A 24,832-nucleotide genomic window follows, 5' to 3' on the forward strand; every position below is an offset into this window, starting at 1 on the left:
GGACAATCCATTCCCCCCGGTTCCTTTTTTTTTTTTTTTTTTTGGTGTTTTTTTCCCCCCCCCTGGGCCGCAAAGCGGCCCCAATTTCAGGCGGCTCAGATCTCAGGCCAGAACGCCCGGATCCCGGCCACACCCTGCGCCCCTGCTTCCCAGGCCTGCTCGCGCTCACCCGGCCCTACCCCACCCAACAGGTAGACCGGCTTGTTGAACCCGGCAATCAAACGTTGCGCCTCGTCCCACCCCAGCGGCACCGCCTCAGGGTGCGTCCGGGTCGCCTGCACCGGCGACAAGGTGACGAAGTCCACGCCCATCTGCTCCGCCAGCGTCAGCTCTTCGGCACTGTGGCAGGACGCCGCCAGCCAGCGCTCCTTGGGGAACGGCCGGCCGTTGGCGGCATACTTGCGCAGTTGTGCAGCCGTCAGGTGCCAACCCGCGGCTGGGAAGTCACCCAGCCACTCCAGCGGCCCCTTGAGCATCAGCTGCGCCTTGCCCGCGCAAAGGCCGACCGCATCCACCGCCACATCACGATACTTGGGATCGTACATGTCCGGGGCACGCAACTGGATCAGGCGAATGCCACTGGCCACTGCCTTCTGGATGCCCTTGAGCATCTGCGGCACTTCCAGGCCATCGGGGGTGATCAGGTACTGGTCCGGCAGGCGCGCGGCTGCAACGATCGGCTTATTGGCCTCGGGGAATTCGTACTGGGGCAAATCACGTGGGGCAACCCATTCCAGCGGCTGGCCCTCGGCTCCATGCGGCTCTCCAGTGAACGCCTCGACTTCGCGCACGTCCAGCAGCACCTGCTTGTCCGGGTAGTCGTGGCTGACCTTGATCAGCGCGCGCGAACGGCTCACCTCGATGCCAAGCTCCTCGCGCAGCTCGCGGGCCAGCGCCGCCTCGACGCCCTCACCCTCTTCTACCTTGCCGCCCGGGAATTCCCACAGACCGCCCTGGTGCTGGGTATCGGCGCGCCGCGCGATCAGAATACGGCCGTCAGTACCGCGAATGACAGCAGCTACAACATGAATCCGTTTCACCCTTCACGCTCCGCCAGGCCAGCCTTTTGCCAGGCCTGGAAGGCTGGCCACTGATAAATGGTTTCGATATAAGCCGCTGCCTCTGCAGGCACTTCCACACGGTAGGTGCGCAGGCGCACCGCCACCGGGGCGAAGAAGGCATCAGCCAGGCTCGGCCTGCCGAACAGGAACGGGCCGCTGTCCTTGGCCGCAAGGCGACATTCCGACCACAGTGCAACGACACGGTCGATATCGATTTGAACCTCCAGCGGCAAGCTGTCCAGCGCCTGGTCGCGCGACAGGTCGAACGGCATCGCGCCTCGCAGGGCGAAGAAGCCGCTGTGCATCTGCGCGCAGGCCGAACGGGCCTGGGCCCGGGCCGCCACGTCGGCAGGCCACAGCTGCGCGTCGGGGTGGCGTTCGTTGAGGTATTCGGCAATGGCCAGCGAGTCGGCGATCACACCGTGCTCTGTCTTGAGCAGCGGTACCTTGCCGGTAGCCGAGAAAGCGAGGATGCGCTGACGGGTGTCAGGCTGGTTCAGCTTGATCAGTGTTTCTTCGTAAGGCACGCCAGCCAGCTCGAGGGCCAGGGCGCCACGCAGCGACCAGGAGGAATACAGCTTGTCGCCGATGATCAGGTGATAGCTCATGGTTCGGCTCCATCGTTTGGGAATTCTGGGGCTGCTCTGCAGCCCTTTCGCGACACAAGGCCGCTCCCACATGGGGCAGTGTAAGCAGGTGCTTGTGGGAGCGGCCTTGTTTCACGATGGGCCGCAAAGCGGCCCCAATTACATCAGGTACGGTACTCGGCGTTGATCTTCACGTACTCGTGGGACAGGTCGGTGGTCCAGATGGTTTCGCTGCACTGGCCACGGCCCAGCTCGATACGGATGGTGATCTCTTCCTGGGCCATTACCTTGGCACCCTGGTCTTCGGTGTAGCTCGGGCTACGGCCGCCTTTGCTGGCAATGCACACGCTGTCCAGGTACACATCGATCAGGCTCACGTCCAGCTCCGGTACGCCGGCACGGCCGACGGCGGCGAGGATACGGCCCCAGTTGGGGTCGGAGGCAAACAGCGCAGTCTTGATCAGCGGCGAGTGGGCCACGGCGTAGCCGACGTCCAGGCATTCCTGGTGGTTGCCACCGCCGTTGACCTGCACGGTAACGAACTTGGTGGCGCCTTCGCCGTCACGGACGATGGCCTGGGCCACTTCCATGCACACTTCGAACACTGCCTTCTTCAGCGCTTCGAACAGTGCGCCGCTGGCTTCGGTGACTTCCGGCAGGTTGGCCTTGCCAGTGGCAATCAGCATGCAGCAGTCGTTGGTCGAGGTGTCGCCATCGATGGTGATGCGGTTGAACGACTTGTTGGCGCCGTCCAGCATCAGGTCCTTGAGCACCGCCGGGGCAACCTTGGCGTCGGTGGCGATGTAGCCGAGCATGGTGGCCATGTTCGGGCGGATCATCCCTGCACCCTTGCTGATGCCGGTGACGGTAACCGTCACGCCATCGTACTGGAACTGGCGGCTGGCCCCCTTGGGCAGGGTGTCGGTGGTCATGATGCCGGTGGCAGCTTCAGCCCAGTGGTTTTCCGACAGGTTGTCGAGGGCGGCCTGCAGTGCGCCTTCGATCTTCTCGACCGGCAGCGGCTCGCCGATCACGCCGGTGGAGAATGGCAGTACCGACTCGGCCGGTACGCCGGCCAGTTCGGCCAGCTTGGCGCAGGTGCGCTCGGCGGCGGCCAGGCCTGGCGCGCCGGTGCCGGCGTTGGCGTTACCAGTGTTGGTCAGCAGATAGCGCACGGTGCCCTGCACACGCTGCTTGGACAGGATCACCGGCGCTGCGCAGAAGGCGTTGAGGGTGAACACGCCAGCCACGCTGGAGCCTTCGGCGCAGCGCATGACCACCACATCCTTGCGCCCCGGGCGCTTGATGCCGGCAGAAGCGATGCCGAGTTCAAAACCCGGAACCGGGTGCAGGGTGGGCAAAGGACCAAGACCAACAGCCATTAGAGCGCTCCTAGAAAATACGGTGAACAGGTGATGGAAGAGCGGGGCCGCTTCGCGCCCCATTCGCGGCACAAGGCCGCTCCTACAAGGACATCGCAACCATTGGGGCGGGCGCGGTCCCTGTAGGAGCGGCCTTGTGCCGCGAATGGGCCGCAAAGCGGCCCCGGATGTTTCAGGTTACAACAGCTTGGTCAGATCACTCGATCTGCCCGTGGCAATGCTTGAACTTCTTGCCCGAACCACACCAGCACGGCTCGTTGCGGCCCAGCTTCTGCTCGTTGCGCACCGGTGCCGAGGCAACGGCCACTTCGGCGCCCTCCTCGTTCAGTTGCTCGCTTTCCAGGCCCGGAGCAGCGGCATGCTGGAACTGCATGCGGCTGGCCAGTTCCTCGGCCTCGCGGCGCAGGCGTGCTTCCTCTTCGACCGGGTCTTCGCGGCGTACCTGAACGTGCGACAGCACGCGGATGGTGTCGCGCTTGATCGACTCGAGCAGCTCCTGGAACAGGCTGAAGGATTCGCGCTTGTACTCCTGCTTCGGGTTCTTCTGCGCATAACCACGCAGGTGGATACCGTGACGCAGGTGGTCCATGGTCGACAGGTGGTCTTTCCACAGGTCATCCAGCACACGCAGCAGGATCTGCTTCTCGAAGGTACGCAGGGCTTCGATACCGGCCTGGTCTTCCTTCTCGGTGTACGCGGTGGTGATTTCGTTCAGCAGCTTCTCGCGCAGGGTCTCTTCGTAGAGGTGATCGTCCTCGTCGAGCCACTGCTGGATCGGCAGCTTCATGGCGAAATCGCTGGCCAGCGAAGCCTCCAGGCCGGCCACGTCCCACTGCTCGGGCAGCGACTGCGGCGGAATGTGCTGGCTGATGGTAGCGTCCAGTACTTCCTTGCGGAATTCGACGATGGTGTCGCCGATGTTCTCGGCGGCCAGCAGGCTGTTGCGCATGTGGTAGATCACCTTGCGCTGCTCGTTGGCCACGTCGTCGTATTCCAGCAACTGCTTGCGGATGTCGAAGTTGCGGCCTTCGACCTTGCGCTGGGCCTTCTCGATGGCGTTGGTGACCATGCGGTGCTCGATGGCCTCGCCGGACTGCATGCCCAGCGCCTTCATGAAGTTCTTCACCCGGTCAGAGGCGAAGATACGCATCAGGCTGTCTTCCAGCGACAGGTAGAAGCGGCTGGAGCCCGGGTCGCCCTGACGGCCGGAACGGCCACGCAGCTGGTTGTCGATACGGCGCGATTCATGGCGCTCGGAAGCGATCACGTGCAGGCCACCCGACTCGATCACCTGCTGGTGACGCTTCTGCCAGTCGGCCTTGATCTGGGCGATCTGCTCGGCGGTCGGGTTTTCCAGGGCTGCCACTTCGGCTTCCCAGTTACCGCCCAGCAGGATGTCGGTACCACGGCCGGCCATGTTGGTGGCGATGGTCAGGGCACCTGGCGCACCGGCTTGCGCGATGATCTCGGCTTCCTTCTCGTGGTACTTGGCGTTGAGCACCTTATGGTCGATACCTTCCTTCTTCAGGAGGTTGGACATGTGCTCGGAGGTTTCGATGGTCGCAGTACCCACCAGCACCGGGCGACCCTGCTTCATGCTTTCTTTGATGTCGGCGATGATCGCGGCGTATTTCTCGTCGGCGGTCAGGTACACCAGGTCGTTGAAGTCTTTACGTGCCAACGGTTTGTTCGGCGGAATGACCATCACGTTGAGACCATAGATCGACTGGAACTCGAACGCTTCGGTGTCAGCGGTACCGGTCATGCCGGACAGCTTGGTGTACAGGCGGAAGTAGTTCTGGAAGGTAGTCGAAGCCAGGGTCTGACTCTCGGCCTGGATGTTCAGGTTCTCTTTGGCTTCGATGGCCTGGTGCAGGCCTTCGGACAGACGGCGGCCCGGCATGGTACGGCCGGTGTGCTCGTCGATCAGCAGGACCTGGCCGTCCTGGACGATGTACTCGATGTTGCGGTGGAACAGCTTGTGCGCGCGCAGGCCAGCATAGACGTGGGTCAGCAGGCTCAGGTTATGCGCCGAATACAGGCTCTCGCCCTCGGCCAGCAGACCGGACTGGGTGAGCATCTCTTCGATGAACTGGTGACCGGCTTCGTTCAGCTCGACCTGACGGCTCTTTTCGTCAATGGTGAAGTGGCCTTCCTGGGTGACCTGGCCTTCCACTTCCTCGATGTGCTGGGTAAGGCGCGGGATCAGACGGTTGATCTCGATGTACAGCTTGGAGCTGTCCTCGGCCTGGCCGGAAATGATCAGCGGGGTACGCGCTTCGTCGATGAGGATGGAGTCGACTTCGTCGATCACGGCGAAGTTCAGTTCACGCTGGAACTTCTCTTCCTGGCTGAACGCCATGTTGTCGCGCAGGTAGTCGAAACCGAATTCGTTGTTGGTGCCGTAGGTGATGTCGGACGCGTAGGCGGCACGCTTTTCTTCCGGCGGCTGGAAGGCCGAGACGATGCCGACCGACAGGCCAAGGAACTCGTACAGCGGGCGCATCCAGTTGGCGTCGCGGCGGGCCAGGTAGTCGTTGACGGTGACCACGTGCACGCCCTTGCCGGACAATGCGTTGAGGTACACGGCCAGGGTACCGACCAAGGTCTTGCCTTCACCGGTACGCATTTCTGCGATCATGCCCTCGTGCAGGGTCATGCCACCGATCAGCTGCACGTCGAAGTGGCGCATGCCCATCACGCGCTTGCCGGCCTCACGGGCCACGGCGAAGGCTTCAGGCAGCAACTGGTCCAGTGTCTCGCCTTTGGCCAGGCGCTCCTTGAACTCTGCGGTCTTGCCCCGCAGTTGCTCGTCGGAGAGGGCCACCATCTTCTCTTCGAGAGCATTGACGATGTTCACCGTCTTGAGCATGCGTTTGACTTCACGCTCGTTCTTGCTTCCAAAAAGTTTCTTTAACAAAGGCGCAAACATATCGGCAGGATCTTCCACACGTAGGGATGGAGGGCGGCCCCATGAGTCGCCCGTGCAGCCCTGAGGCCGCATGCGAACGAGCATTCTACCCGGAAACGATGGTGAGGAAAGTGGTGGATTTCCACGATGCTTGGACAGCGTTTTGGCGGGGGCTTGTTTTAGATAGGGGCATTTTCCCTGAGTTCAAGGTTCGGGAAGATGAAACGTATCGAGAATGAGTCTTGTCCTTGGTTGCCTGTGCCGGCCTCTTCGCGGGCTTGCCCGCTCCCACAGGATCACCACAGGTCTCAAGTGTTGCGTAATACCTGTGGGAGCGGGCAAGCCCGCGAAGAGGCCGGTGCAGGCCACAAGAGGTGTTAAACTGCCGATCTTGTAACCTCATGCACATACCCATGGCCTACAAACCCTCCCCCGCCCAGCCGCCCTCGGCCCTGCTCCGCCAGGTCCGCCCGCTGCGCCTGCTGCTGAACCAGGCCGAACGCCTGGAGCACCTGCAGCGCCTGCTGGAAAGCCAGCTGCAACCGGCCGCCCGCGAGCATTGCCATGTGGCGTCGTGGCGCGATGGCACATTGTTGCTGGTGGTGACAGACGGCCATTGGGCAACCCGCCTGCGCTATCAGCAGAAACGCTTGATGTCTGCATTACAGGCCATGGAGGCATTCGCCAACCTCAGGCGCATCCTGTACAAGGTCCAGCCACCGCTGGTGCCAGCCAAGCGTGGTGGCAATGCCGCAGAACTGTCCAATAACGCAGCCGAGAGCCTGCGCGATACCGCCGAGGGCATCACTGACCCCAAGCTGCGCGCAGCACTGGAACGATTGGCCGCCCACGCCCGGGACAAGCCATAAAAAAGGCCACCCGAAGGTGGCCTTAATGAACTAGAGAGTGTTCGAACTTACACGGCCGCAACAGGGCGCATGTACGAGATCGGTGCCGTGCTGGCATCTTCGAAGGTGACCACTTCCCAGGCATCGGTTTCGGCAATCAGCTTGCGCAACAGCTGGTTGTTCAGCGCGTGGCCGGACTTGTAGCCCTTGAACTCGCCAATCAGGCTGTTGCCCAGCAGGTAGAGGTCGCCGATAGCGTCGAGGATCTTGTGCTTGACGAATTCGTCTTCGTAACGAAGACCGTCTTCGTTGAGCACGCCGTCCTCATCGACCACGATGGCGTTCTCGACACTGCCACCCAGCGCAAGGTTGTGCTTGCGCAGGTACTCGATGTCACGCATGAAACCGAAGGTACGCGCGCGGCTGACTTCCTTCACGAACGAGGTGCTGGAAAAGTCGACGCTCGCGCTCTGGGTCCGGTTGCGAAGCACCGGATGATCGAAGTCGATCTCGAAGCTCACCTTGAAACCGTCGAAAGGCAGGAAAGTGGCGCGCTTGTCGCCCTCTTCCACGGTTACCTCACGCAGGATGCGGATGAACTTCTTGGCTGCGTCCTGTTCTTCCAGGCCGGCAGACTGAATCAGGAATACAAAGGGTCCGGCGCTGCCATCCATGATCGGCACTTCCGAGGCGGAGAGCTCGACGTAGGCGTTATCGATGCCCAGGCCCGCCATGGCGGAGAGCAGGTGCTCGACCGTATCGACCTTGACGTCACCGTTGACCAGCGTCGTCGACATGGTTGTCTCGCCGACGTTGGCCGCGCGCGCCGGGATTTCGACCACAGGGTCGAGGTCGGCGCGGCGGAAGACGATGCCGGTGTCAACAGGTGCAGGCTTGAGGGTCAGGTAAACCTTCTCCCCGGAGTGCAGACCGACACCTGTGGCACGGATGGTATTCTTCAGGGTGCGTTGTTTAATCATGGCATTGGCCGCTTCAGCGCAAATTGCGAACAGGTATCAACAAAGGCTGGGGATGATAACAGACCCAACCTTTGATGAATACCAATCACCTTTATACCCCTGATAAATTCCATTAATCAGCCTGACGACGCAGGAATGCCGGGATATCGAGGTAGTCCAGGTCATCCTGAGGGTTCAGTTTAGCGGCTGCAGCAGCACCTGCATGGGCCTGGTTGCGCATTACGGTCGGGCGCTCCAGGTCACGGTAGTTGACCGCAGGCTGCTCCTGGCGAACCGGCGCCGGGTTGGAAGCCTCGTACACCTGCTGGGCAGTCTGCAGGGTGTTGTCGACCACCTTCACAGGCTTCTCGATGCGCGCGCCCAGGCCGGTGGCCACTACGGTCACGTGCAGCTCGTCACGCATGTCCGGGTCGATCACGGTGCCGACCTTGACCATGGCGTGGTCGGAGGCGAAGGCTTCGATGATGCTACCCACATCGGAGTACTCACCCAGCGACAGGTCAGGGCCTGCGGTGATGTTCACCAGGATGCCGCGGGCGCCCTGCAGGTTGACGTCTTCCAGCAGCGGGTTGCGGATCGCTGCCTCGGTGGCTTCACGCGCACGGTTCGGGCCGCTGGCACAGCCAGTACCCATCATGGCCATGCCCATTTCACCCATCACGGTACGCACGTCGGCGAAGTCGACGTTGATCATGCCCGGGCGCTTGATGATATCGGAGATACCGCGCACGGCACCGGCCAGTACGTCGTCGGCCTTGGCGAAGGCGGACAGCAGGCTGGCATCCTTGCCCAGGATGGTCAGCAGCTTCTCGTTGGGGATGGTGATCAACGAGTCGACGCTTTCGGCCAGCATGCGGATGCCTTCATCGGCGATCTGCATGCGCTTGCGGCCTTCGAACGGGAACGGACGGGTCACCACGGCAACGGTGAGAATGCCCATTTCCTTGGCCACTTCGGCGATGATCGGCGCTGCACCGGTACCGGTACCGCCGCCCATGCCGGTGGTGATGAACACCATGTTGGTGCCCTGCAGCACTTCAGCGATGCGCTCACGGTCTTCCAGCGCGGCCTGGCGGCCGACTTCCGGATTGGCACCGGCACCCAGGCCCTTGGTCACGCCAGTGCCCAATTGCAGGATGGTGCGCGCGCCGATGTTCTTCAGCGCCTGGGCATCGGTGTTGGCGCAGATGAATTCCACGCCTTCGATGCTGCTCTTGACCATGTGGTTGACGGCGTTGCCGCCACCACCACCAACACCGATCACTTTGATGACCGGGCTTTGCGGGACGTTGTCTACGAGCTCGAACATTTTCCCTCTCCTTACAGTTCTCTAGTTGTCGCGCCTACCACTACTGCTTTGAAACTTAGAAATTGCCCTGGACCCAGCGCTTGAAGCGTTCAAGCACTGGAGCCTTCGGTTCATCGCCATAGCTGTTGTTGCTGCTGTTACCGGTCAAGGGCAGGTCTTCGGTCTGCTTCTGCAGGCCGTAGGTGAGCAAGCCCACGCCGGTGGAATAGATCGGGTTGCGAACCACGTCGCTGAGCCCCCGAACGCTGTGCGGTACGCCCAGGCGTACCGGCATGTGGAAGATCTCCTCGGCCAGTTCCACTGCGCCTTCCATCTTCGCGGTGCCGCCGGTGAGGACGATGCCGGCCGGCACCAGGTCCTCGTAGCCGCTGCGGCGCAGCTCGGCCTGGATCAGGGTGAAGAGCTCGTCATAGCGTGGCTCCACCACCTCGGCCAGGGCCTGGCGCGACAGCTCGCGCGGTGGGCGATCACCCACGCTTGGCACCTTGATGGTCTCGCCGGCGCCAGCCAGTTTGGCCAGGGCGCAGGCGTAGCGGATCTTGATTTCTTCGGCGTACTGGGTCGGGGTACGCAGGGCCATGGCGATGTCGTTGGTCACCTGGTCGCCGGCAATCGGGATCACCGCGGTGTGACGGATCGCGCCCTCGGTGAAGATGGCGATGTCGGTGGTGCCACCACCGATGTCCACCAGACACACGCCCAGCTCTTTTTCATCGTCGGTCAGCACCGAGTAGGCCGAGGCCAGCTGCTCGAGGATGATGTCGTCGATTTCCAGGCCGCAACGGCGTACGCATTTCTCGATGTTCTGCGCCGCGTTTACCGCGCAGGTGACCACGTGGACCTTGGCTTCCAGACGTACGCCAGACATGCCCAGCGGCTCGCGCACGCCTTCCTGGTTGTCGATCACGTAGTCCTGCGGCAGGGTGTGCAGCACGCGCTGGTCGGCCGGGATGGCAACGGCCTGGGCGGCGTCGAGTACGCGCTCCAGGTCGGCCAGGCTGACTTCGCGGTCGCGGATGGCGACGATGCCGTGGGAGTTCAGGCTGCGGATGTGGTTGCCGGCCACGCCGACGAAGGCCGAGTGGATACGGCAGCCGGCCATCAGCTGCGCTTCTTCCACGGCGCGCTGGATCGACTGCACGGTGGACTCGATGTTCACCACCACGCCTTTTTTCAGGCCGCGGGACGGATGAGTACCAATCCCGACGATTTCCAGGGTGCCGTCCTCGCCCACTTCACCCACCAGCGCCACCACCTTGGAGGTGCCGATGTCCAGCCCGACGATCATTTTGCCGCTATGCGCGTTTGCCATGGTCCTGCCTCTCTCTAATTCTTCGCAACGGCGGGTTGGGCCGTCGTCGGTGCAATCGGTTCCCGCCAACCAACGGCAAGTCCGTTGGAGTAACGCAGATCAATGCGGGCGATAGTGGTGATCTGGTCTTTGAGTGTCTTGTCGTAAATGGCAATGAAACGGCGCATCTTCTCCACCAGATGGTCGCGCCCCAGCAGCAGCTCGATGCCCGGCCCGGCGCTGCTCGCGCCCGTGGTCAGGAACCAGCTGCCTCGCTCGCGCAGCTCCAGGCGAGCGATGGAAAAGCCCAGGGGGCGCAGCATCTGGCTCAATACCTGATACTGCTGCATGACTTGTTGCTGAGCACGCTGCGGCCCGGCCAGCTGCGGCAGGTGCTCGTAGTTGGCCAGTTCGCGCGGGGTGAAAGCCTGGCCCTGGTTGTTGAGCAAGGCTTCGTCACCCCAGCGCGCCACCGGCAACTGTTCTTCCAGGCGGATCACCACCTCGTCTGGCCACACCCGGCGCACTTCTGCATGGGCGATCCACGGCATCTGCTCGAGTTCTGCGCGCATCGCCGGCAGGTCGACGCTGAAGAAGCTCGCTGCCACGTAGGGCGCGATACGCTGCTGCACCGACTGCTGGCTGATGTAGCTGAGGTCGCCCTGCACGTCGATCTTGGTGATCGGCCGGTCGGCATATGGCATCAGGCGAATGGCGCCCTCGTAGGCGCCAAAACCGGCCGCCACCAACAGCACTGGCCACAACAGGCGCTTGAGGCCACCCAGGCTTGGCCGCGGCAGGCGCGCCGATACGGGCTCGTCGGCCACCAGCCTGCTGGCACCACGCGGCACCGGCTTACTACGGCCGGTAACGGGTTGCTGCTGACGTATCATCGCGCCTTGCATGGTTTTAACCTCGCGTCGCCACGCTCTCGGCCAGGATTGCCAGCACTAGTTGCTGGAAGTCCAGGCCGGCCGCGCGGGCCGCCATGGGCACCAGGCTATGGTCGGTCATGCCGGGTGCGGTGTTGACTTCGAGCAGCCAGAACCGGCCCTGCTCGTCCTGCATCACGTCCAGCCGCCCCCAGCCTTCGATACCGATGGCATCGCAGGCACGCGCGGTCAGGTCGATCAGTTCTTGTTCCTTGACGCTGTCCAGGCCGCACGGAATGCGGTACTGGGTATCGTTGGCGATGTACTTGGCGTCGTAGTCGTAGAACACGTGCGGCGTACCCAGGGCGATCGGCGGCAGCACCTGGCCGCGCAATACCGCGACGGTGAACTCCGGCCCGTGGATCCACTGTTCCACCAGTACCTGGGAATCGTATTTAGCTGCGTCCTGCCAGGCGGCGACCAGTTCCTGGGCGCTGTTCACCTTGGCCATGCCGATGCTGGAACCTTCATGGGCGGGTTTGACGATAAGCGGGAAGCCCAGTTCCGTACTGGCCTGCAAACAATCGCTTTCGCTCGCCAGCACCGCGTGGCGCGGGGTCGGAATACCCAGGCTTTGCCACACCTGCTTGGTGCGCAGCTTGTCCATGGCCAGTGCCGAGGCAAGGATGCCACTGCCGGTGTAGGGGATGCCCAGGCACTCGAGCAGGCCTTGCATGCTGCCGTCTTCACCGCCACGACCGTGGAGGATGATGAAGGCGCGGTCGATCTTCTCGCTTTGCAGGCGGTCGAGCAGGTCGTCACCCACGTCGATGGCGACCACGTCGACACCGGCGGTGGTCAGCGCGTCGATCACTGCGGCACCGGACTTGAGCGACACTTCGCGCTCGGCGCTCTTGCCGCCGTACAGCACCGCGACGCGGCCGAACGCCTTGACGTCCAGGGTCGAGTGCAGCTTGTCGTAGGCGCTGGTCATTTCGACTTCTCCTGCTTGGCGCCAGCGAACAGCGGGCTTTTCATCAATTGAGGGGCCAGGCCGCCGACATCACCGGCACCTTGGCAGATCAGGATGTCGCCAGCGCGCAGCAGTGGCTTGACCAGCGGCGCAAGGTCGACACCACGTTCGATGTAGATCGGGTCCAGCTTGCCGCGCTGGCGGATGCTGTGGCACAGCTGGCGGCTGTCGGCGCCGGGGATCGGCTCTTCGCCAGCCGGGTAGACTTCCATCAGCAGTAGCACGTTGGCATCGCCCAGCACCTGGACGAAATCGTCGTACAGGTCGCGGGTACGGCTGTAGCGGTGCGGCTGGTAGACGATCACCAGGCGACGGCTTGGCCAACCGCCGCGCACGGCCTGGATCACCGCAGCCACTTCGGTCGGGTGGTGGCCGTAGTCGTCGACCAGCATCACGCTGCCGCCTTCGACCGGCAGTTCGCCGTACACCTGGAAGCGGCGGCCGACGCCCTGAAACCCGGACAGGCCCTGGACGATGGCTTCGTCGGTGATGCCTTCGTCAGTGGCGATGGCGATGGTGGCCAAGGCGTTGAGCACGTTGTGGTTACCGGGCATGTTCACCGACACCTCCAGCGGCTCGCGATCACGACGCAGCACGGTGAAGTGGGTCTGCATGCCCATCTGGCGAACGTTGATGGCGCGGACGTCAGCCTCGTCGCTGAAGCCATAGGTCACGGTCGGGCGCTTGACCTGTGGCAGGATCTCGCGCACCACCGGGTCGTCCAGGCACATAACGGCCAGGCCGTAGAACGGCAGGTTGTGCAGGAATTCGACAAAGGTTTTCTTCAACTTGTTGAAGTCACCTTCGTAGGTCGCCATGTGGTCGGCGTCGATGTTGGTGACCACGGCCACCATCGGCTGCAGGTGCAGGAAGCTGGCATCGCTCTCGTCCGCTTCGGCAATCAGGTAGCGGCTGGTACCCAGCTGGGCATTGGTGCCGGCAGCGGTCAGGCGGCCACCGATGACGAAGGTCGGGTCCAGGCCACCGGCGGCGAACACCGAGGCCAGCAGGCTGGTGGTGGTGGTCTTGCCATGAGTGCCGGCAACGGCCACGCCATGCCGATAGCGCATCAGCTCGGCGAGCATCTCGGCACGCGGCACCACCGGAATGCGCCGCTCGAGGGCGGTGGCGACTTCCGGGTTGGCTGGGTTGATGGCGCTGGAAACCACCAGCACATCGGCAGTGGCGGCATTCTCAGCGCGGTGGCCGACGAAAATCTCGGCGCCGAACGACTCCAGACGCTCGGTGACCGGCGACGCCTTCAGGTCGGAACCGGACACTTCATAGCCCAGGTTCAGCAACACTTCGGCAATGCCGCACATGCCCACGCCGCCGATACCGACGAAGTGGATACGGCGGATACGGCCCATCTTTGGCTGGGGCATGGCTTTCTGGCTCTCAACCATGGGCCACCTCCAGGCAGATATCGACCACGGTGCTGGTTGCTGCAGGTTTGGCCAGGCGCCGTGCGGTGCCTGCCATGACGTTGAGTTTCTCGGGTTGCATCAGCACCTCGTTCAGGCGTTCAGCGAGCTGCGCTGCGCCAGTTGTCGCTTGTGGCATCAGGAAGGCAGCGCCTTCCCGGGCCAGATATTGGGCGTTGTGGGTCTGGTGGTCGTCGATCGCGTGGGGCAATGGCACCAGCATCGAAGGCAGGCCCGCTGCCGCCAGCTCGCTGACGGTCAGGGCGCCGGCCCGGCACACCACAATGTCGGCCCAGCCATAGGCTTGGGCCATGTCCTTGATGAAGGGCTCTACCTGAGCCTCGACGCCCGCCTCGCGATAACGCTCGGCGGTGGCCGGCGCGTGTTGCTTGCCGGCCTGGTGGAATACCTCTGGCCGCAGCGCGGGGGGCACTTCGGACAGGGCCTTAGGCAACAATTTGTTCAATGGTTCCGCCCCCAGGCTGCCGCCCATCACCAGCAGGCGCGCACGGCGCTCGGCCAGCGGCGCGCGCAAGGCATCCATGAACAGCTCCGGGCGCACAGGATTGCCGGTGGTGCGCAGTTTGTCGCTGGCGGCGAAGGTGGCCGGGAAGGCTTCGCACACGCGGGCAGCCAGCGGCAGCAGCAGGCGGTTGGTAGTACCGGCGCGGGCGTTCTGCTCGTGGATCACCAGCGGTACGCTGCACAGGCGTGCGGCCACGCCGCCTGGGCCGGTCACATAGCCACCGAAGCCGACCACGCATACCGGCTTGAGCTCACGCACGATACGCCGCGCCTGCAGCACGGCCTTGACCAGGGTGAACGGCGCCTTGAGCAACGACAGCTTGCCCTTGCCGCGAAGGCCGCTGACCTGGATCAGATGCAACGGCAGGCCGGCCTGGGGCACCAGTTCGTTCTCGATGCCACGCGGGGTGCCCAGCCAGTGCACGCTGTAACCGCGCGCCTGGAATTCACGGGCGCAGGCCAGGGCCGGGAATACGTGGCCCCCGGTGCCGCCCGCCATGATCAGTACGTTCCTGCCGTCAGCGGCCATGATTGGTCTCCTCGGCAAAATCGCTTTCGCTGAATTCGTGCTCCTCACTGCCCAGGTGCGTACGGCTTTCCCACTCGATACGCAGCAACAGGCCCACGCAGGCACAGCAGATCACCAGCGAGCTGCCCCCGTAGCTGAGGAACGGCAGGGTCAGGCCCTTGGTCGGCAGCAGGCCGACGTTCACACCGATGTTGATCAGGAACTGGCCGATCCACAGGAAGGCCAGGCCGAACGCAACATAAGCGGCAAAGAACTGTTTGGCTTTTTCCGCCCACAGGCCGATATACAGGGCACGCACAGTCACGAATACGAACAGCGCGATAGTCAGCAGCGAGCCGACCACGCCGAGTTCTTCGGCCAGAACCGAGAACACGAAGTCGGTGTGCGCTTCAGGCAGGTAGAACTGCTTCTGCACGCTGTTGCCCAGGCCAACGCCCAACCACTCGCCACGGCCGAAGGCAATCAGCGCCTGGGTCAGCTGGTAGCCCGAGCCGAACTGGTCGGACCACGGGTCGGTAAAGGTAATCAGGCGCGCCATCCGGTAAGGCTGCGCCTGTACCAGGACGAACACCGCGACCACCGCCAATACCACCATCAGGCTGAAGCGGAACAGCCCCACCCCGCCGAGGAACAGCATGGCCGCCGCCGCACCCATCATCACCACGGTGGCACCGAAGTCCGGCTCCATCAGCAGCAGGGCAGCCATGGGCAGCAGCACGATGAATGGCTTGAAGAAGCCCATCCAGGTTTCGCGTACCTCGGTCTGCCGGCGCACCAGGTAGCCGGCCAGGTAGATGACCACGAACACCTTGGCAATTTCCGAAGGCTGCACGTTGAAGAAGCTGAAGCCGATCCAGCGCATGGAACCGTTCACTTCGCGGCCGATACCCGGCACCAGCACCAGCACCAGCAGGCCGAAGGCCCCCAGCAGCATCAGGAAGCCCATGCGCTGCCAGGTGGCGATCGGCACCATCATGGTGGCGCCACAGGCGACCAGGCCGAGGAACACGTACACCAAGTGGCGGAACATGTGGTAAAGCGGGTTGCCAGACTGCACCGCAGCCACTTCCGAGGACGCCGAGGTGATCATCACCAGGCCCAGGCCCAGCAAAGCCAGGCAGCCGGCGAGCATCGCGAAGTCCAGGTCGATGCCACGGCCGCTGATCAGCGGCGACGGATAGGGCTTGAGGATGCCAAAGATCATGCAAGGCCTCCCGCTGCCTGGGCGAACAGGCGCCCGCGCTCTTCGAAATTCTTGAACATGTCGAGGCTGGCGCACGCCGGCGACAGCAGCACGGCATCACCCGCCCGGGACAGTTCGGCGCATTGCTTTACGGCCTCGTCGAGAGACTTAACGCGGACCAGTTGCACACCATCACCCAGGGCTTCGGCCAGGCGCTCGGCATCACGGCCAAGCAGCACCACGGCGCGGCAGAAGCGCTTGACCGGCTCGCGCAACGCGGCGAAGTCGGCGCCCTTGCCGTCGCCACCGGCGATCAGCACCAGTTTGCCTTCGATGTCGGAACCCAGGCCTTCGATCGCGGCCAGGGCAGCACCGACGTTGGTGGCCTTGGAATCGTCGTACCAGTTCACGCCGTTGCGCTCGCGCACCCACTGGCAACGGTGGGCCAGGCCGCCGAACTCGCGCAGTGCCTCGAGCATCGGTTCAAACGGCAGGCCGGCAGCGTGCCCCAGAGCCAGAGCCGCCAGGGCGTTGCTCTGATTGTGGGCGCCACGAATCTTCAGCTCACGTGCCGGCATCAGCGCCTGGAACTCGAACGCCAGGTATTTTTCGCCGTCCACTTCACGCAGGCCGAAGGCCTTGAAATCCGGTTGGTTGAGACCGAAGGTCCAGCATGGGCGGCCTTCCACCGGCAGTGGCCGGGACAGGGCATCCTGGCGGTTGACCACGACCTGGCGGGCACCACGGAAGATCCGGTGCTTGGCCAGGTGGTAGGCCGGCAGGCCGCTGTAGCGGTCCATGTGGTCTTCGCTGATGTTCAGCACGGTGGCCACTTCGGCGTTGAGCTGATCGGTGGTTTCCAGCTGGAAGCTGGACAGTTCCAGCACGTACAGCTCGACATCATCGGCCAACAGGTCCAGCGCCGGGGTACCGAGGTTGCCGCCCACCGCCACGCGCTTGCCTGCCTTGGCGGCCATTTCACCCACCAGGGTGGTGACGGTGCTCTTGGCGTTGGAGCCGCTGATGGCAATGATCGGGGCCTTGGCGTGGCGGGCGAACAGTTCGATGTCACCGGACAACTTCACCCCACGCGCGGCCGCCTGCTGCAGGGCCGGGGTGGCAAGGGCCAGGCCGGGGCTGACGTACAGCTCGTTGGCGCGGCACAGGAAGTCCACGTCCAGTTCACCACAGCGCACTTCCACCTGCGGGTAATCACGGCGCAGGGTGTCCAGTTCCGGCGGTTGCTCGCGGGTGTCGGCGACCGCAAAGGCAATGCCCCGGCTCGCCAGGAAGCGAACCAGGGACATGCCGCTCTTGCCGAGGCCGACAACGATGCGGAATTGGTCGGAAGCGATCAAGGACACGCTCATCTACCTCAGTTTCAGGGTTGCAAGGCCGATCAGCACCAGGATCACGGTGATGATCCAGAAGCGGACGATCACCCGTGGCTCTGGCCAGCCCTTGAGTTCAAAGTGGTGGTGGATCGGCGCCATGCGGAACACGCGCTTGCCGGTCAGCTTGAAGGAGGCAACCTGGATCACCACCGACAGGGTTTCCATGACGAACACGCCGCCCATGATGAACAGCACGATTTCCTGGCGGACGATCACGGCGATGGTGCCCAGCGCGGCGCCCAGCGCCAGCGCACCGACGTCACCCATGAATACCTGCGCCGGGTAAGTGTTGAACCACAGGAAGCCCAGGCCGGCACCGATCAGCGCGCCGCAGAACACGATCAGCTCGCCCGAACCCGGCACATAGGGGATCAGCAGGTATTCGGCGAACTTAACGTTGCCCGACAAGTAGCAGAAGATGCCCAGAGCGCCGCCGACCATCACCGTCGGCATGATCGCCAGGCCGTCGAGGCCGTCAGTGAGGTTGACCGCGTTGCTCGAACCGACAATGACGAAGTAGGTCAGCACGACGAAGCCGATGCCCAGCGGAATGGTGACATCCTTGATGAACGGCAGGATCAGCGTGGTTTCGACGCTGGTCGGCGCGGTCTTGTACAGGAAGATGGCTGCAGCCAGGCCGAATACCGACTGCCAGAAGTACTTCCAGCGACTTGGCAGGCCACGCGAGTTCTTTTCGATCACCTTGCGGTAGTCGTCGACCCAGCCGATGGCACCGAATGCCAGGGTAACGATCAGCACCACCCACACGTAGCGGTTGGTCAGGTCGGCCCACAGCAGCGTGCTGACGGCGATGGCGGACAGGATCAGCGCCCCACCCATGGTCGGGGTGCCGGATTTGGACAGGTGCGATTGCGGGCCGTCGTTACGCACGGCCTGGCCGATCTGGCGGATTTGCAGGGTACGGATCATCCACGGCCCCAGCCACAGCGCCAGGGACAACGCGGTCAGCACACCCAGAATCCCGCGCAGGGACAGGTACTGGAAGACCGCGAAGCCTTTGTGGAACTGTTGCAGATACTCGGCCAACAGCAGCAGCATTAATGTTTCTCCCCGCTGGCACCGCACAATGCCGCCACGACGTTTTCCATCGCAGCGCTGCGCGAGCCCTTGATCAAGATAGTGGTGTCGCTGGCATTCTCGGCGCCAACCGCGTCGATCAGCTCAGCTTGAGTAGCGAAATGGCGGCCATTGGCTCCGAACGCCTTGACCGCGTGTGTCATGTTGGAACCCACTGCGTACAGGGCGTCGACCTTGCCACGCGCGTAGTCACCCACCTGACGGTGGCCTTCTTCCGCCCATTGCCCCAGTTCGCCGATATCCCCAAGCACCAAGACGGTGCGCCCGGAAAAGCCGGCGAGTATATCAATGGCCGCGCACATGGAGGTGGGATTTGCGTTGTAACTGTCGTCGATCACCCGCACGCCGTTCGGCGCGATCTGCGCCACGGTACGGCCCTTGACCGGTTGCACGGCAGCCAGGCCTGCGGCGATGCCGCTCAGGCTCAGACCAACGGCATGGGCAGCGGCAGCGGCGGCCAGGGCATTGCTGACGTTGTGCTCACCGAGCACATTGAGTTGCACGTCTACCGTGTCGCCAGCGCCATGCAGCTTGAACGAAGGGCAACCACGGGCATCGCGGCCGATGTCAGAGGCATGGAAATCGGCCTTTGGATTGTTGCGGGCAAAGCTGAAGACCTTGTGCGCGCCGGCACGTGCCTTCCATATATCAAAGGCCTTGTCGTCCAGGTTGAGGATGGCGATACCCCCCTCGCCCAGGCCTTCGAGAATCTCGCCCTTGGCTTCGACGATCTTTTCCGGGCCGCCGAACTCGCCAACGTGGGCGGTGCCGGCGTTGTTGATGATGACCACCTGGGGCCGGGTCAGGCCGACGGTGTAGCGGATCTCGCCAATGCGCGAGGCGCCTAGCTCGATCACCGCGGCGCTGTGCTCGGGAGCGATCTCCAGCAGGGTCAGCGGCGCGCCGAGGTCGTTGTTCAGGTTGCCGCGGGTGGCGTGCACCAGGCCACGGGTGCGCAGGATGCTGGCGAGCATCTCCTTGACCGTGGTCTTGCCGCTGGAACCGGTGATGGCCACCACCGGCTTGTCGAAGGCAGCACGGTTCAGCGCGCCAAGCTGGCCGAGGGCCAGGCGGCAATCGGTGACCAGCAGCTGCGGCAAGTCGACATCGGCTACTTCACGCTCGACCAGGGCCGCGACAGCGCCCTTGGCCTTCACATCGGCCAGGTAGTCGTGGCCATCGAAGCGCGGGCCGGCCAGGGCGACGAACAGTTGCCCGGCGCCAACACTGCGGCTGTCGATGCTGACGCCGGTGAAGGTGGCGTCAGCACCGATTTGTTGACCACTCAGTGCTGTGGTCAGCTGGCTGAGTGACATCGGCTTAAGCATGTGGAGCCTCCCAGGCTGCAAGTGCCTTTTCGGCCTCGGTCAAATCGGAGAAATCATGGCGCTCGCCATTGATCTCCTGGTAATCCTCGTGCCCCTTGCCGGCCAGCACGATCACATCGTCGGCAGCGGCGGTGGCGATCAGGTGCGCGATGGCTTCGCCACGACCGGCAACGAACTCGACTTCGACAGGCTTGGTGAAACCCGGGCGGATGTCGTCAAAGATGCGCAGCGGGTCTTCAGTACGCGGGTTGTCGTCTGTTACCAGCACGCGGTCAGCCAGGCGCTCGGCCACTTCAGCCATCAGCGGGCGCTTGCCGCGGTCTCGGTCGCCGCCGCAGCCGAACAGGCACAGCAGCTTGCCGTGCGCATGCGGGCGCAGGGCTTCGAGCACTTTCTCCAGGGCGTCCGGGGTGTGCGCATAGTCGACCACCACCAACGGCTTGTCGCCCCCACCCAGGCGCTGCATGCGGCCGATCGGCCCCTGCAGCTGCGGGGTAACCTTGAGGATTTCGTCCAGCGCGTAGTCCAGCGCCAACAGAGTCGCCACGGCGGCGAGCATGTTGCTCAGGTTGAAGCGGCCCAGCAACTGGCTGCGCAGGGTACGTTCGCCCTGGGCGGTGACCAGGGTGGCGCGCACGCCATCGTCATTGAACAAGGCTTCACGGCAGTACAGCGAGGCCTCCGGGTTCTCCAGGCTGTAGCTGAGCAACCGGGTCTCGATATGGTCGACACTCGGGCGGCGGGCAAAATCGGCGGCCAGGCGACGGCCGAAATCGTCATCCAGGTTGACCACCTGGCAACGCAGGCTCGGCCAGGCGAACAGCTTGGCCTTGGCGGCCTCATAGGCCTCCATGCTGCCGTGGTAGTCCAGGTGGTCGCGGGACAGGTTGGTCATGACCGCGATGTCGAATTCCAGAGCGGCGACCCGGCCCTGCTCCAGTGCGTGGGAGGAAACCTCCATGGCCACGGCTTTGGCGCCACCTTTCTTGAGGTCATTGAGGGTCGACTGTACGGCGATCGGGTCGGGCGTGGTCAGGCGGCCACTCTGCAGCTCACCATAGAAGCCGGTACCCAAGGTGCCGATCAGGCCACAACGCTGGCCAAGCAAATCCAGCGCCTGAGCCACCAGCTGGGTGACGCTGGTCTTGCCGTTGGTACCGGTAACGCCCACCAGGTTCAGCTGGCGGCTTGGTTCGCCATAGAAGCGACCTGCGATATCCGAAAGCTGGGCGATCAGGCCCTTGACCGGGATGAGCGGCACATCGGTGATTGGCAGGACGCTCGCGCCCTGCTCTTCATAGGCTACGGCGGCAGCGCCACGCGCCAGGGCATCGGCGATATGCTCGCGGCCATCGACCTTGGCACCCGGAACAGCCAGGAACAGATCACCCGGGCGCACATTGCGGCTGTCCAGCGTCAGCTCACGAATCAACGGGTCACGGCTGGCGTGAGCGAAAAGCTTGCTCAATGGCATTGTCATCATCCACGCCCTCCCTTGGCGGTTGCAGCTGCATTGACTTGCGATTGTTCGGCGGGTGCCGGTGGCGGCAGGTTGTCTGGCGGAACGTTCATCAGGCGCAGGGTGCCGGACATGACCTTGCTGAATACCGGTGCCGAAACCAAGCCACCGAAGTAACCGCCCTTGCCAGGCTCATCGATCACCACGACGATGGCGTAGCGCGGGTCGCTCATCGGCCCGAAGCCGGCGAACAGCGAGCGGTAGGCGTTTTCGGTGTAGCCCTTGGAGCCCACGGTGGCTTTACGCGCGGTACCGGACTTGCCGGCCACGTGGTAGAACGGCACCTGGGCGCGGAACACGCCGCGCGGTGCTTCGATCACCTGTTGCAGCATGCCCTGAATGGTTTCGGCGGTTTCCTTCGGAATGGCCTGCACCGCTTCCGGGGCCTTGTCGACCTTGAGGATCGACAGCGGCACCATCTTGCCGTCGTTGGCCAGCGCCGCGTATGCATGCACCAGCTGCAGAGCGGTCACCGACACGCCATAGCCATAGGACAAGGTCGCAGTCTCGGCCTTGCGCCACTCGCGATGGTTGGGCAGGTTGCCGACGCGCTCGCCGGGGAAGCCAAGGCCGGTGTACTGGCCCAGGCCGACCTGGGACATGACCCGGTAGATGGCCTCGCCGCCGATGTCGAAGGCGATCTTGCTCATACCGACGTTACTGGAGTTGATCAGGATACCGGTCAGGTCGAGGATCGGGCCTTCGCTCTTGGACACGTCCTTGATGGTGTAGCGACCAATTTGCAGGCTGCCCGGGTACACCTCGACCTTGTCGGTCGGCTTCCAGCGACCACTTTCCAGAGCCGCGCTCATGGAGATCGGCTTGACCGTGGAGCCCGGCTCGAACACGTCGATGATCGCGCGGTTACGCATGGCGGCCGGGAACATGCTGCGGCGGTTGTTGGGGTTGTAGGTCGGCTGGTTGACCATGGCCAGGACCTCACCGGTCTTGACGTCCATGATCACCAGGCTGCCGGCCTTGGCGTCCTGTTCGGCAATGGCGTTGCGCAGCTCGCGGGTGGCCAGGTACTGCAGGCGCAGGTCTATCGACAACGCCAAGGTCTTCCCGGCCTTGGCGTTCTTGGTTACCTGGATGTCCTTGATCAGCCGGCCGCGCCGGTCCTTGATCACCTGCCGCTTGCCGGGTACGCCAGCCAGCCATTCGTCATAGGCCAGCTCCACCCCTTCGCGACCGTGGTCGTCGAGGTCGGTGAAGCCGACCATGTGCGCGGTGACATCACCGGCTGGGTAGAAGCGGCGGAATTCTTCCAGGCCATACACGCCCGGCACTTTCAGGTCGAGCACATGCTGGCCCTGCTCCGGGGTCAGGCCGCGGACCAGGTAGATGAACTCTTTGCTGGCCTGCTGGGTCAGGCGCTCGGTCAGCTGCTGCGGGTTCTGCCCCAGTGCTGCTGCCAGCTGCGGCCAGCGGTCCTTGGAGGCCTGCATTTCCTTGGGGTTGGCCCACAGGGTGGTGACCGGGGTACTGACCGCCAACGGTTCACCGTTACGGTCGGTGATCAGGCCGCGGTGAGCCGGGATAGGGATGTGACGCAGGCTGCGCGCATCGCCCTGCCCCTTGAGGAAGTCACGGTCGACTACCTGCAGGTCGATGATGCGCCAGCAGATGGCACCGACCATCAGCGCCAGCAAGCCGATCACCACGCGGAAGCGCCAGGGGTAGAGTGCGCCTTCGAGCTTCATCATGGCGCCACCATCCGCACTTCGTCAGCCGAAGGTACGCGCATCTTCAGTTGCTCGGAAGCCAGGTTCTCGATGCGACTGGCGGCGGTCCAGGTGCTTTGTTCGAGGATCAGCCGGCCCCATTCGGCCTGGGCCTTGTCACGTTCGCTCAATTCGCCGTACAGCGTGTTGAGCAACTGACGGTTCCAGTGCGCGCTGTAGGACACGGCGATGGCCGAAACCAGCACAGCAACGAACAGCAGAAGCATCAGGAAGCTTCCGCCTGGCAAAGGTTTGGCAAACAGCCTGCTCACCGCAGTTTCTCCGCCACCCGCATCACGGCGCTGCGCGCCCGCGGGTTGGCCTTGAGCTCGGCGTCGGAAGCGAACTGAGCCTTGCCGATGAGCTTGATTTTCGGCTCGAAGACCTTGTGCTGTACTGGCAGGTTGCGCGGCAGGTTGTCAGCCTCGCCCTTGGCCAGCTTGCGCATGAACAGCTTGACGATGCGGTCTTCCAGCGAATGGAAGCTGATCACTGCCAGGCGGCCGCCCACTTCCAGCGCATCGATCGCGGCCTCCAGGCCTGCCTCGAGATCACCCAGTTCGTTGTTGACGTGAATGCGCAGACCCTGGAAGGCGCGGGTCGCCGGGTTCTTGCCCTTCTCCCAGGCCGGGTTGGCCACCTTCAGCACCTCGGCGAGGTCGCCGGTGCGCGTGAACGGTTGCTGTTCGCGGCGCTGCACCACGGCACGAGCCATGCGCTTGGCGAAACGCTCTTCGCCGTACTCCTTGAACACACGGGCTATTTCTTCTTCAGGTGCAGTGGCGATGAACTCGGCGGCGCTGATGCCCTGGTCCGGGTTCATGCGCATGTCCAGCGGGCCATCATTGAGGAAGCTGAAGCCACGCTCGGGGTCATCCAGCTGCGGCGAGGAAACGCCCAGGTCCAGCAATACGCCGCTGACCTTGCCATCCAGGCCACGCTCTGCCACTTCCGCGCCCAGCTCGGCAAAGCTGCGCTGCACAATGACAAAGCGGCCGTCTTCGGCCGCCAGCGCTTGCCCCGTGGCAATCGCCTGTGGATCTTTGTCGAAACCCAGCAGCCGCCCTTGCGGCCCGAGCTTGCTGAGAATCAGCCGGCTGTGCCCGCCACGGCCGAAAGTGCCGTCCAGATAGCAACCGTCGGCGCGCAAGGCCAATGCCTCGACAGCTTCGTCGAGCAGGACGGTAATGTGGTTGAAGCCGCTATCTATGGTCACAGGATCAGGTCACGCAATTCGTCGGGCATGGCGCCCGGTTGTTGAATAGCTGCAAGGTCGGCTGCCGAAACCGCGTTCCAGGCATCTTCATCCCACAGCTGGAATTTGTTCAGTTGCCCCACCAGCATCGCCTTCTTGTCGAGCTTGGCGTACTCACGCAGACGGGGCGGCACCAGGAAACGCCCACTGCCATCGAGCTCCAGGTCAACCGCGTTACCGATCAGCAAACGCTGAAGGCGGCGGTTTTCCTCACGCAACGATGGCAAGGCACGCAACTTGGCTTCTATCTGTTCCCACTCATCGAGGGGATAAACACACAAGCAGGGGTCAACGGCGTCGATGGTCACGATCAGCTGACCATTGCAACGCGAATCGAGCTCGTCACGGTACCGGCTCGGCATGGCGAGACGGCCCTTGGCATCGAGGCTGACGGCGTTGGCTCCGCGGAACACGGCTGCGATTCCCCACAATGTTAGCTTTTTTGTGTCAGAAAACCCACTTCATCCCACTTTCTGCCACTTGCGCACACTATAGGAATCCGCCCGCAGCACCGTCAAGGCACGTTCGGAAGGAAAAGCCTTACAGGACCGAGATTTAGCGCAATAAAGGAATGCGGAA

The 24,832-nt window shown here is 63.5% G+C and carries 21 protein-coding genes; 1 reads left to right on the top strand and 20 read right to left on the bottom strand.

Annotated elements, in window-relative coordinates; genetic code table 11:
* Positions 1-95: 95 nt before the first annotated feature.
* The 4 genes from ACLCGK_RS08810 to secA all read right to left on the bottom strand — a co-directional run bounded on the left by ACLCGK_RS08810 (position 96) and on the right by secA (position 5,962).
* Positions 96-1,040, bottom strand: a complete 945-nt coding sequence (locus ACLCGK_RS08810) for a Nudix family hydrolase (RefSeq protein WP_410951836.1) — start codon at positions 1,038-1,040, stop codon at positions 96-98.
* Positions 1,037-1,669 carry a glutathione S-transferase family protein gene (locus ACLCGK_RS08815; protein WP_410951837.1) on the bottom strand — a complete coding sequence of 211 codons (633 nt, stop codon included), beginning with the start codon at positions 1,667-1,669 and terminating at the stop codon, positions 1,037-1,039. The genes ACLCGK_RS08810 and ACLCGK_RS08815 overlap by 4 nt, the downstream gene beginning before the upstream one ends.
* Before the next feature lie 143 nt (positions 1,670-1,812).
* The gene (argJ, locus tag ACLCGK_RS08820; RefSeq protein WP_410951838.1) at positions 1,813-3,030 is read right to left on the bottom strand and encodes a bifunctional glutamate N-acetyltransferase/amino-acid acetyltransferase ArgJ; all 1,218 of its coding nucleotides are present in this window, start codon (positions 3,028-3,030) and stop codon (positions 1,813-1,815) included.
* 196 nt (positions 3,031-3,226) lie between these two features.
* Positions 3,227-5,962, bottom strand: coding sequence for a preprotein translocase subunit SecA (gene secA / locus ACLCGK_RS08825; RefSeq protein ID WP_015271704.1), 2,736 nt, complete (start codon positions 5,960-5,962; stop codon positions 3,227-3,229).
* Between the two features lie 392 nt (positions 5,963-6,354).
* Here secA and ACLCGK_RS08830 point away from each other — a divergent pair, with 392 nt between their 5' ends.
* Entirely contained in the window at positions 6,355-6,810 is a 456-nt protein-coding gene (locus ACLCGK_RS08830) for a DUF721 domain-containing protein (protein ID WP_023661964.1), read from the top strand.
* 47 nt (positions 6,811-6,857) lie between these two features.
* Here the strand turns inward: ACLCGK_RS08830 and lpxC are convergent, their stop codons facing one another.
* The 16 genes from lpxC to mraZ all read right to left on the bottom strand — a co-directional run bounded on the left by lpxC (position 6,858) and on the right by mraZ (position 24,666).
* Entirely contained in the window at positions 6,858-7,769 is a 912-nt protein-coding gene (gene lpxC, locus ACLCGK_RS08835) for a UDP-3-O-acyl-N-acetylglucosamine deacetylase (protein WP_023661965.1), read from the bottom strand.
* A gap of 112 nt (positions 7,770-7,881) precedes the next feature.
* The gene (gene ftsZ / locus ACLCGK_RS08840; protein WP_003260772.1) at positions 7,882-9,078 is read right to left on the bottom strand and encodes a cell division protein FtsZ; all 1,197 of its coding nucleotides are present in this window, start codon (positions 9,076-9,078) and stop codon (positions 7,882-7,884) included.
* A gap of 55 nt (positions 9,079-9,133) precedes the next feature.
* The gene (ftsA, locus tag ACLCGK_RS08845; protein WP_015271706.1) at positions 9,134-10,390 is read right to left on the bottom strand and encodes a cell division protein FtsA; all 1,257 of its coding nucleotides are present in this window, start codon (positions 10,388-10,390) and stop codon (positions 9,134-9,136) included.
* 14 nt (positions 10,391-10,404) lie between these two features.
* Positions 10,405-11,274: a cell division protein FtsQ/DivIB gene (locus ACLCGK_RS08850; RefSeq protein WP_012274056.1), complete on the bottom strand. Its 870-nt coding sequence runs from the start codon at positions 11,272-11,274 to the stop codon at positions 10,405-10,407.
* 4 nt (positions 11,275-11,278) lie between these two features.
* Positions 11,279-12,235 (bottom strand): D-alanine--D-alanine ligase, encoded by a 957-nt coding sequence (locus ACLCGK_RS08855; RefSeq protein WP_023661967.1) that lies wholly within the window; start codon positions 12,233-12,235, stop codon positions 11,279-11,281.
* A complete protein-coding gene (gene murC / locus ACLCGK_RS08860; RefSeq protein WP_003260781.1) occupies positions 12,232-13,680 on the bottom strand; it encodes a UDP-N-acetylmuramate--L-alanine ligase in 1,449 nt (482 codons plus the stop codon). Before murC ends, ACLCGK_RS08855 begins: the two co-directional genes overlap by 4 nt.
* The gene (gene murG / locus ACLCGK_RS08865; protein WP_039612998.1) at positions 13,673-14,752 is read right to left on the bottom strand and encodes an undecaprenyldiphospho-muramoylpentapeptide beta-N-acetylglucosaminyltransferase; all 1,080 of its coding nucleotides are present in this window, start codon (positions 14,750-14,752) and stop codon (positions 13,673-13,675) included. The genes murC and murG overlap by 8 nt, the downstream gene beginning before the upstream one ends.
* Positions 14,742-15,956, bottom strand: coding sequence for a putative lipid II flippase FtsW (gene ftsW, locus ACLCGK_RS08870; protein ID WP_013974112.1), 1,215 nt, complete (start codon positions 15,954-15,956; stop codon positions 14,742-14,744). Before ftsW ends, murG begins: the two co-directional genes overlap by 11 nt.
* Positions 15,953-17,299, bottom strand: coding sequence for a UDP-N-acetylmuramoyl-L-alanine--D-glutamate ligase (gene murD, locus ACLCGK_RS08875; RefSeq protein ID WP_024087703.1), 1,347 nt, complete (start codon positions 17,297-17,299; stop codon positions 15,953-15,955). Before murD ends, ftsW begins: the two co-directional genes overlap by 4 nt.
* Positions 17,300-17,305: 6 nt before the next feature.
* A complete protein-coding gene (gene mraY / locus ACLCGK_RS08880; RefSeq protein WP_023661969.1) occupies positions 17,306-18,388 on the bottom strand; it encodes a phospho-N-acetylmuramoyl-pentapeptide-transferase in 1,083 nt (360 codons plus the stop codon).
* Positions 18,388-19,755, bottom strand: coding sequence for a UDP-N-acetylmuramoyl-tripeptide--D-alanyl-D-alanine ligase (locus tag ACLCGK_RS08885; protein ID WP_410951839.1), 1,368 nt, complete (start codon positions 19,753-19,755; stop codon positions 18,388-18,390). The genes mraY and ACLCGK_RS08885 overlap by 1 nt, the downstream gene beginning before the upstream one ends.
* Complete coding sequence (locus ACLCGK_RS08890; protein ID WP_410951840.1) at positions 19,748-21,238, bottom strand: UDP-N-acetylmuramoyl-L-alanyl-D-glutamate--2,6-diaminopimelate ligase; 1,491 nt, start codon at positions 21,236-21,238, stop codon at positions 19,748-19,750. Before ACLCGK_RS08890 ends, ACLCGK_RS08885 begins: the two co-directional genes overlap by 8 nt.
* Positions 21,235-22,977: a peptidoglycan D,D-transpeptidase FtsI family protein gene (locus ACLCGK_RS08895; protein ID WP_410951849.1), complete on the bottom strand. Its 1,743-nt coding sequence runs from the start codon at positions 22,975-22,977 to the stop codon at positions 21,235-21,237. Before ACLCGK_RS08895 ends, ACLCGK_RS08890 begins: the two co-directional genes overlap by 4 nt.
* Positions 22,977-23,270, bottom strand: a complete 294-nt coding sequence (ftsL, locus tag ACLCGK_RS08900) for a cell division protein FtsL (protein ID WP_346642470.1) — start codon at positions 23,268-23,270, stop codon at positions 22,977-22,979. The genes ACLCGK_RS08895 and ftsL overlap by 1 nt, the downstream gene beginning before the upstream one ends.
* The gene (gene rsmH, locus ACLCGK_RS08905) at positions 23,267-24,214 is read right to left on the bottom strand and encodes a 16S rRNA (cytosine(1402)-N(4))-methyltransferase RsmH (RefSeq protein WP_013974118.1); all 948 of its coding nucleotides are present in this window, start codon (positions 24,212-24,214) and stop codon (positions 23,267-23,269) included. The genes ftsL and rsmH overlap by 4 nt, the downstream gene beginning before the upstream one ends.
* Positions 24,211-24,666 carry a division/cell wall cluster transcriptional repressor MraZ gene (gene mraZ, locus ACLCGK_RS08910; protein ID WP_004575120.1) on the bottom strand — a complete coding sequence of 152 codons (456 nt, stop codon included), beginning with the start codon at positions 24,664-24,666 and terminating at the stop codon, positions 24,211-24,213. Before mraZ ends, rsmH begins: the two co-directional genes overlap by 4 nt.
* Between the last annotated feature and the right edge of the window lie 166 nt (positions 24,667-24,832).

The sequence above is a fragment of the Pseudomonas sp. S1(2024) genome (assembly GCF_046557535.1).

Excerpts from the sequence above, each read along its gene's own strand:
- lpxC (WP_023661965.1), bottom strand. The coding sequence starts at position 7,769 with ATGATTAAACAACGCACCCTGAAGAATACCATCCGTGCCACAGGTGTC.
- ACLCGK_RS08855 (WP_023661967.1), bottom strand. The coding sequence starts at position 12,235 with ATGACCAGCGCCTACGACAAGCTGCACTCGACCCTGGACGTCAAGGCG.
- ftsA (WP_015271706.1), bottom strand. The coding sequence starts at position 10,390 with ATGGCAAACGCGCATAGCGGCAAAATGATCGTCGGGCTGGACATCGGC.
- ACLCGK_RS08895 (WP_410951849.1), bottom strand. The coding sequence starts at position 22,977 with ATGAAGCTCGAAGGCGCACTCTACCCCTGGCGCTTCCGCGTGGTGATC.
- murG (WP_039612998.1), bottom strand. The coding sequence starts at position 14,752 with ATGGCCGCTGACGGCAGGAACGTACTGATCATGGCGGGCGGCACCGGG.
- ftsZ (WP_003260772.1), bottom strand. The coding sequence starts at position 9,078 with ATGTTCGAGCTCGTAGACAACGTCCCGCAAAGCCCGGTCATCAAAGTG.
- ACLCGK_RS08830 (WP_023661964.1), top strand. The coding sequence starts at position 6,355 with ATGGCCTACAAACCCTCCCCCGCCCAGCCGCCCTCGGCCCTGCTCCGC.
- ACLCGK_RS08850 (WP_012274056.1), bottom strand. The coding sequence starts at position 11,274 with ATGCAAGGCGCGATGATACGTCAGCAGCAACCCGTTACCGGCCGTAGT.
- ACLCGK_RS08890 (WP_410951840.1), bottom strand. The coding sequence starts at position 21,238 with ATGATGACAATGCCATTGAGCAAGCTTTTCGCTCACGCCAGCCGTGAC.
- murC (WP_003260781.1), bottom strand. The coding sequence starts at position 13,680 with ATGGTTGAGAGCCAGAAAGCCATGCCCCAGCCAAAGATGGGCCGTATC.
- ACLCGK_RS08885 (WP_410951839.1), bottom strand. The coding sequence starts at position 19,755 with ATGCTTAAGCCGATGTCACTCAGCCAGCTGACCACAGCACTGAGTGGT.
- ACLCGK_RS08815 (WP_410951837.1), bottom strand. The coding sequence starts at position 1,669 with ATGAGCTATCACCTGATCATCGGCGACAAGCTGTATTCCTCCTGGTCG.
- secA (WP_015271704.1), bottom strand. The coding sequence starts at position 5,962 with ATGTTTGCGCCTTTGTTAAAGAAACTTTTTGGAAGCAAGAACGAGCGT.
- mraY (WP_023661969.1), bottom strand. The coding sequence starts at position 18,388 with ATGCTGCTGCTGTTGGCCGAGTATCTGCAACAGTTCCACAAAGGCTTC.
- ftsW (WP_013974112.1), bottom strand. The coding sequence starts at position 15,956 with ATGATCTTTGGCATCCTCAAGCCCTATCCGTCGCCGCTGATCAGCGGC.
- argJ (WP_410951838.1), bottom strand. The coding sequence starts at position 3,030 with ATGGCTGTTGGTCTTGGTCCTTTGCCCACCCTGCACCCGGTTCCGGGT.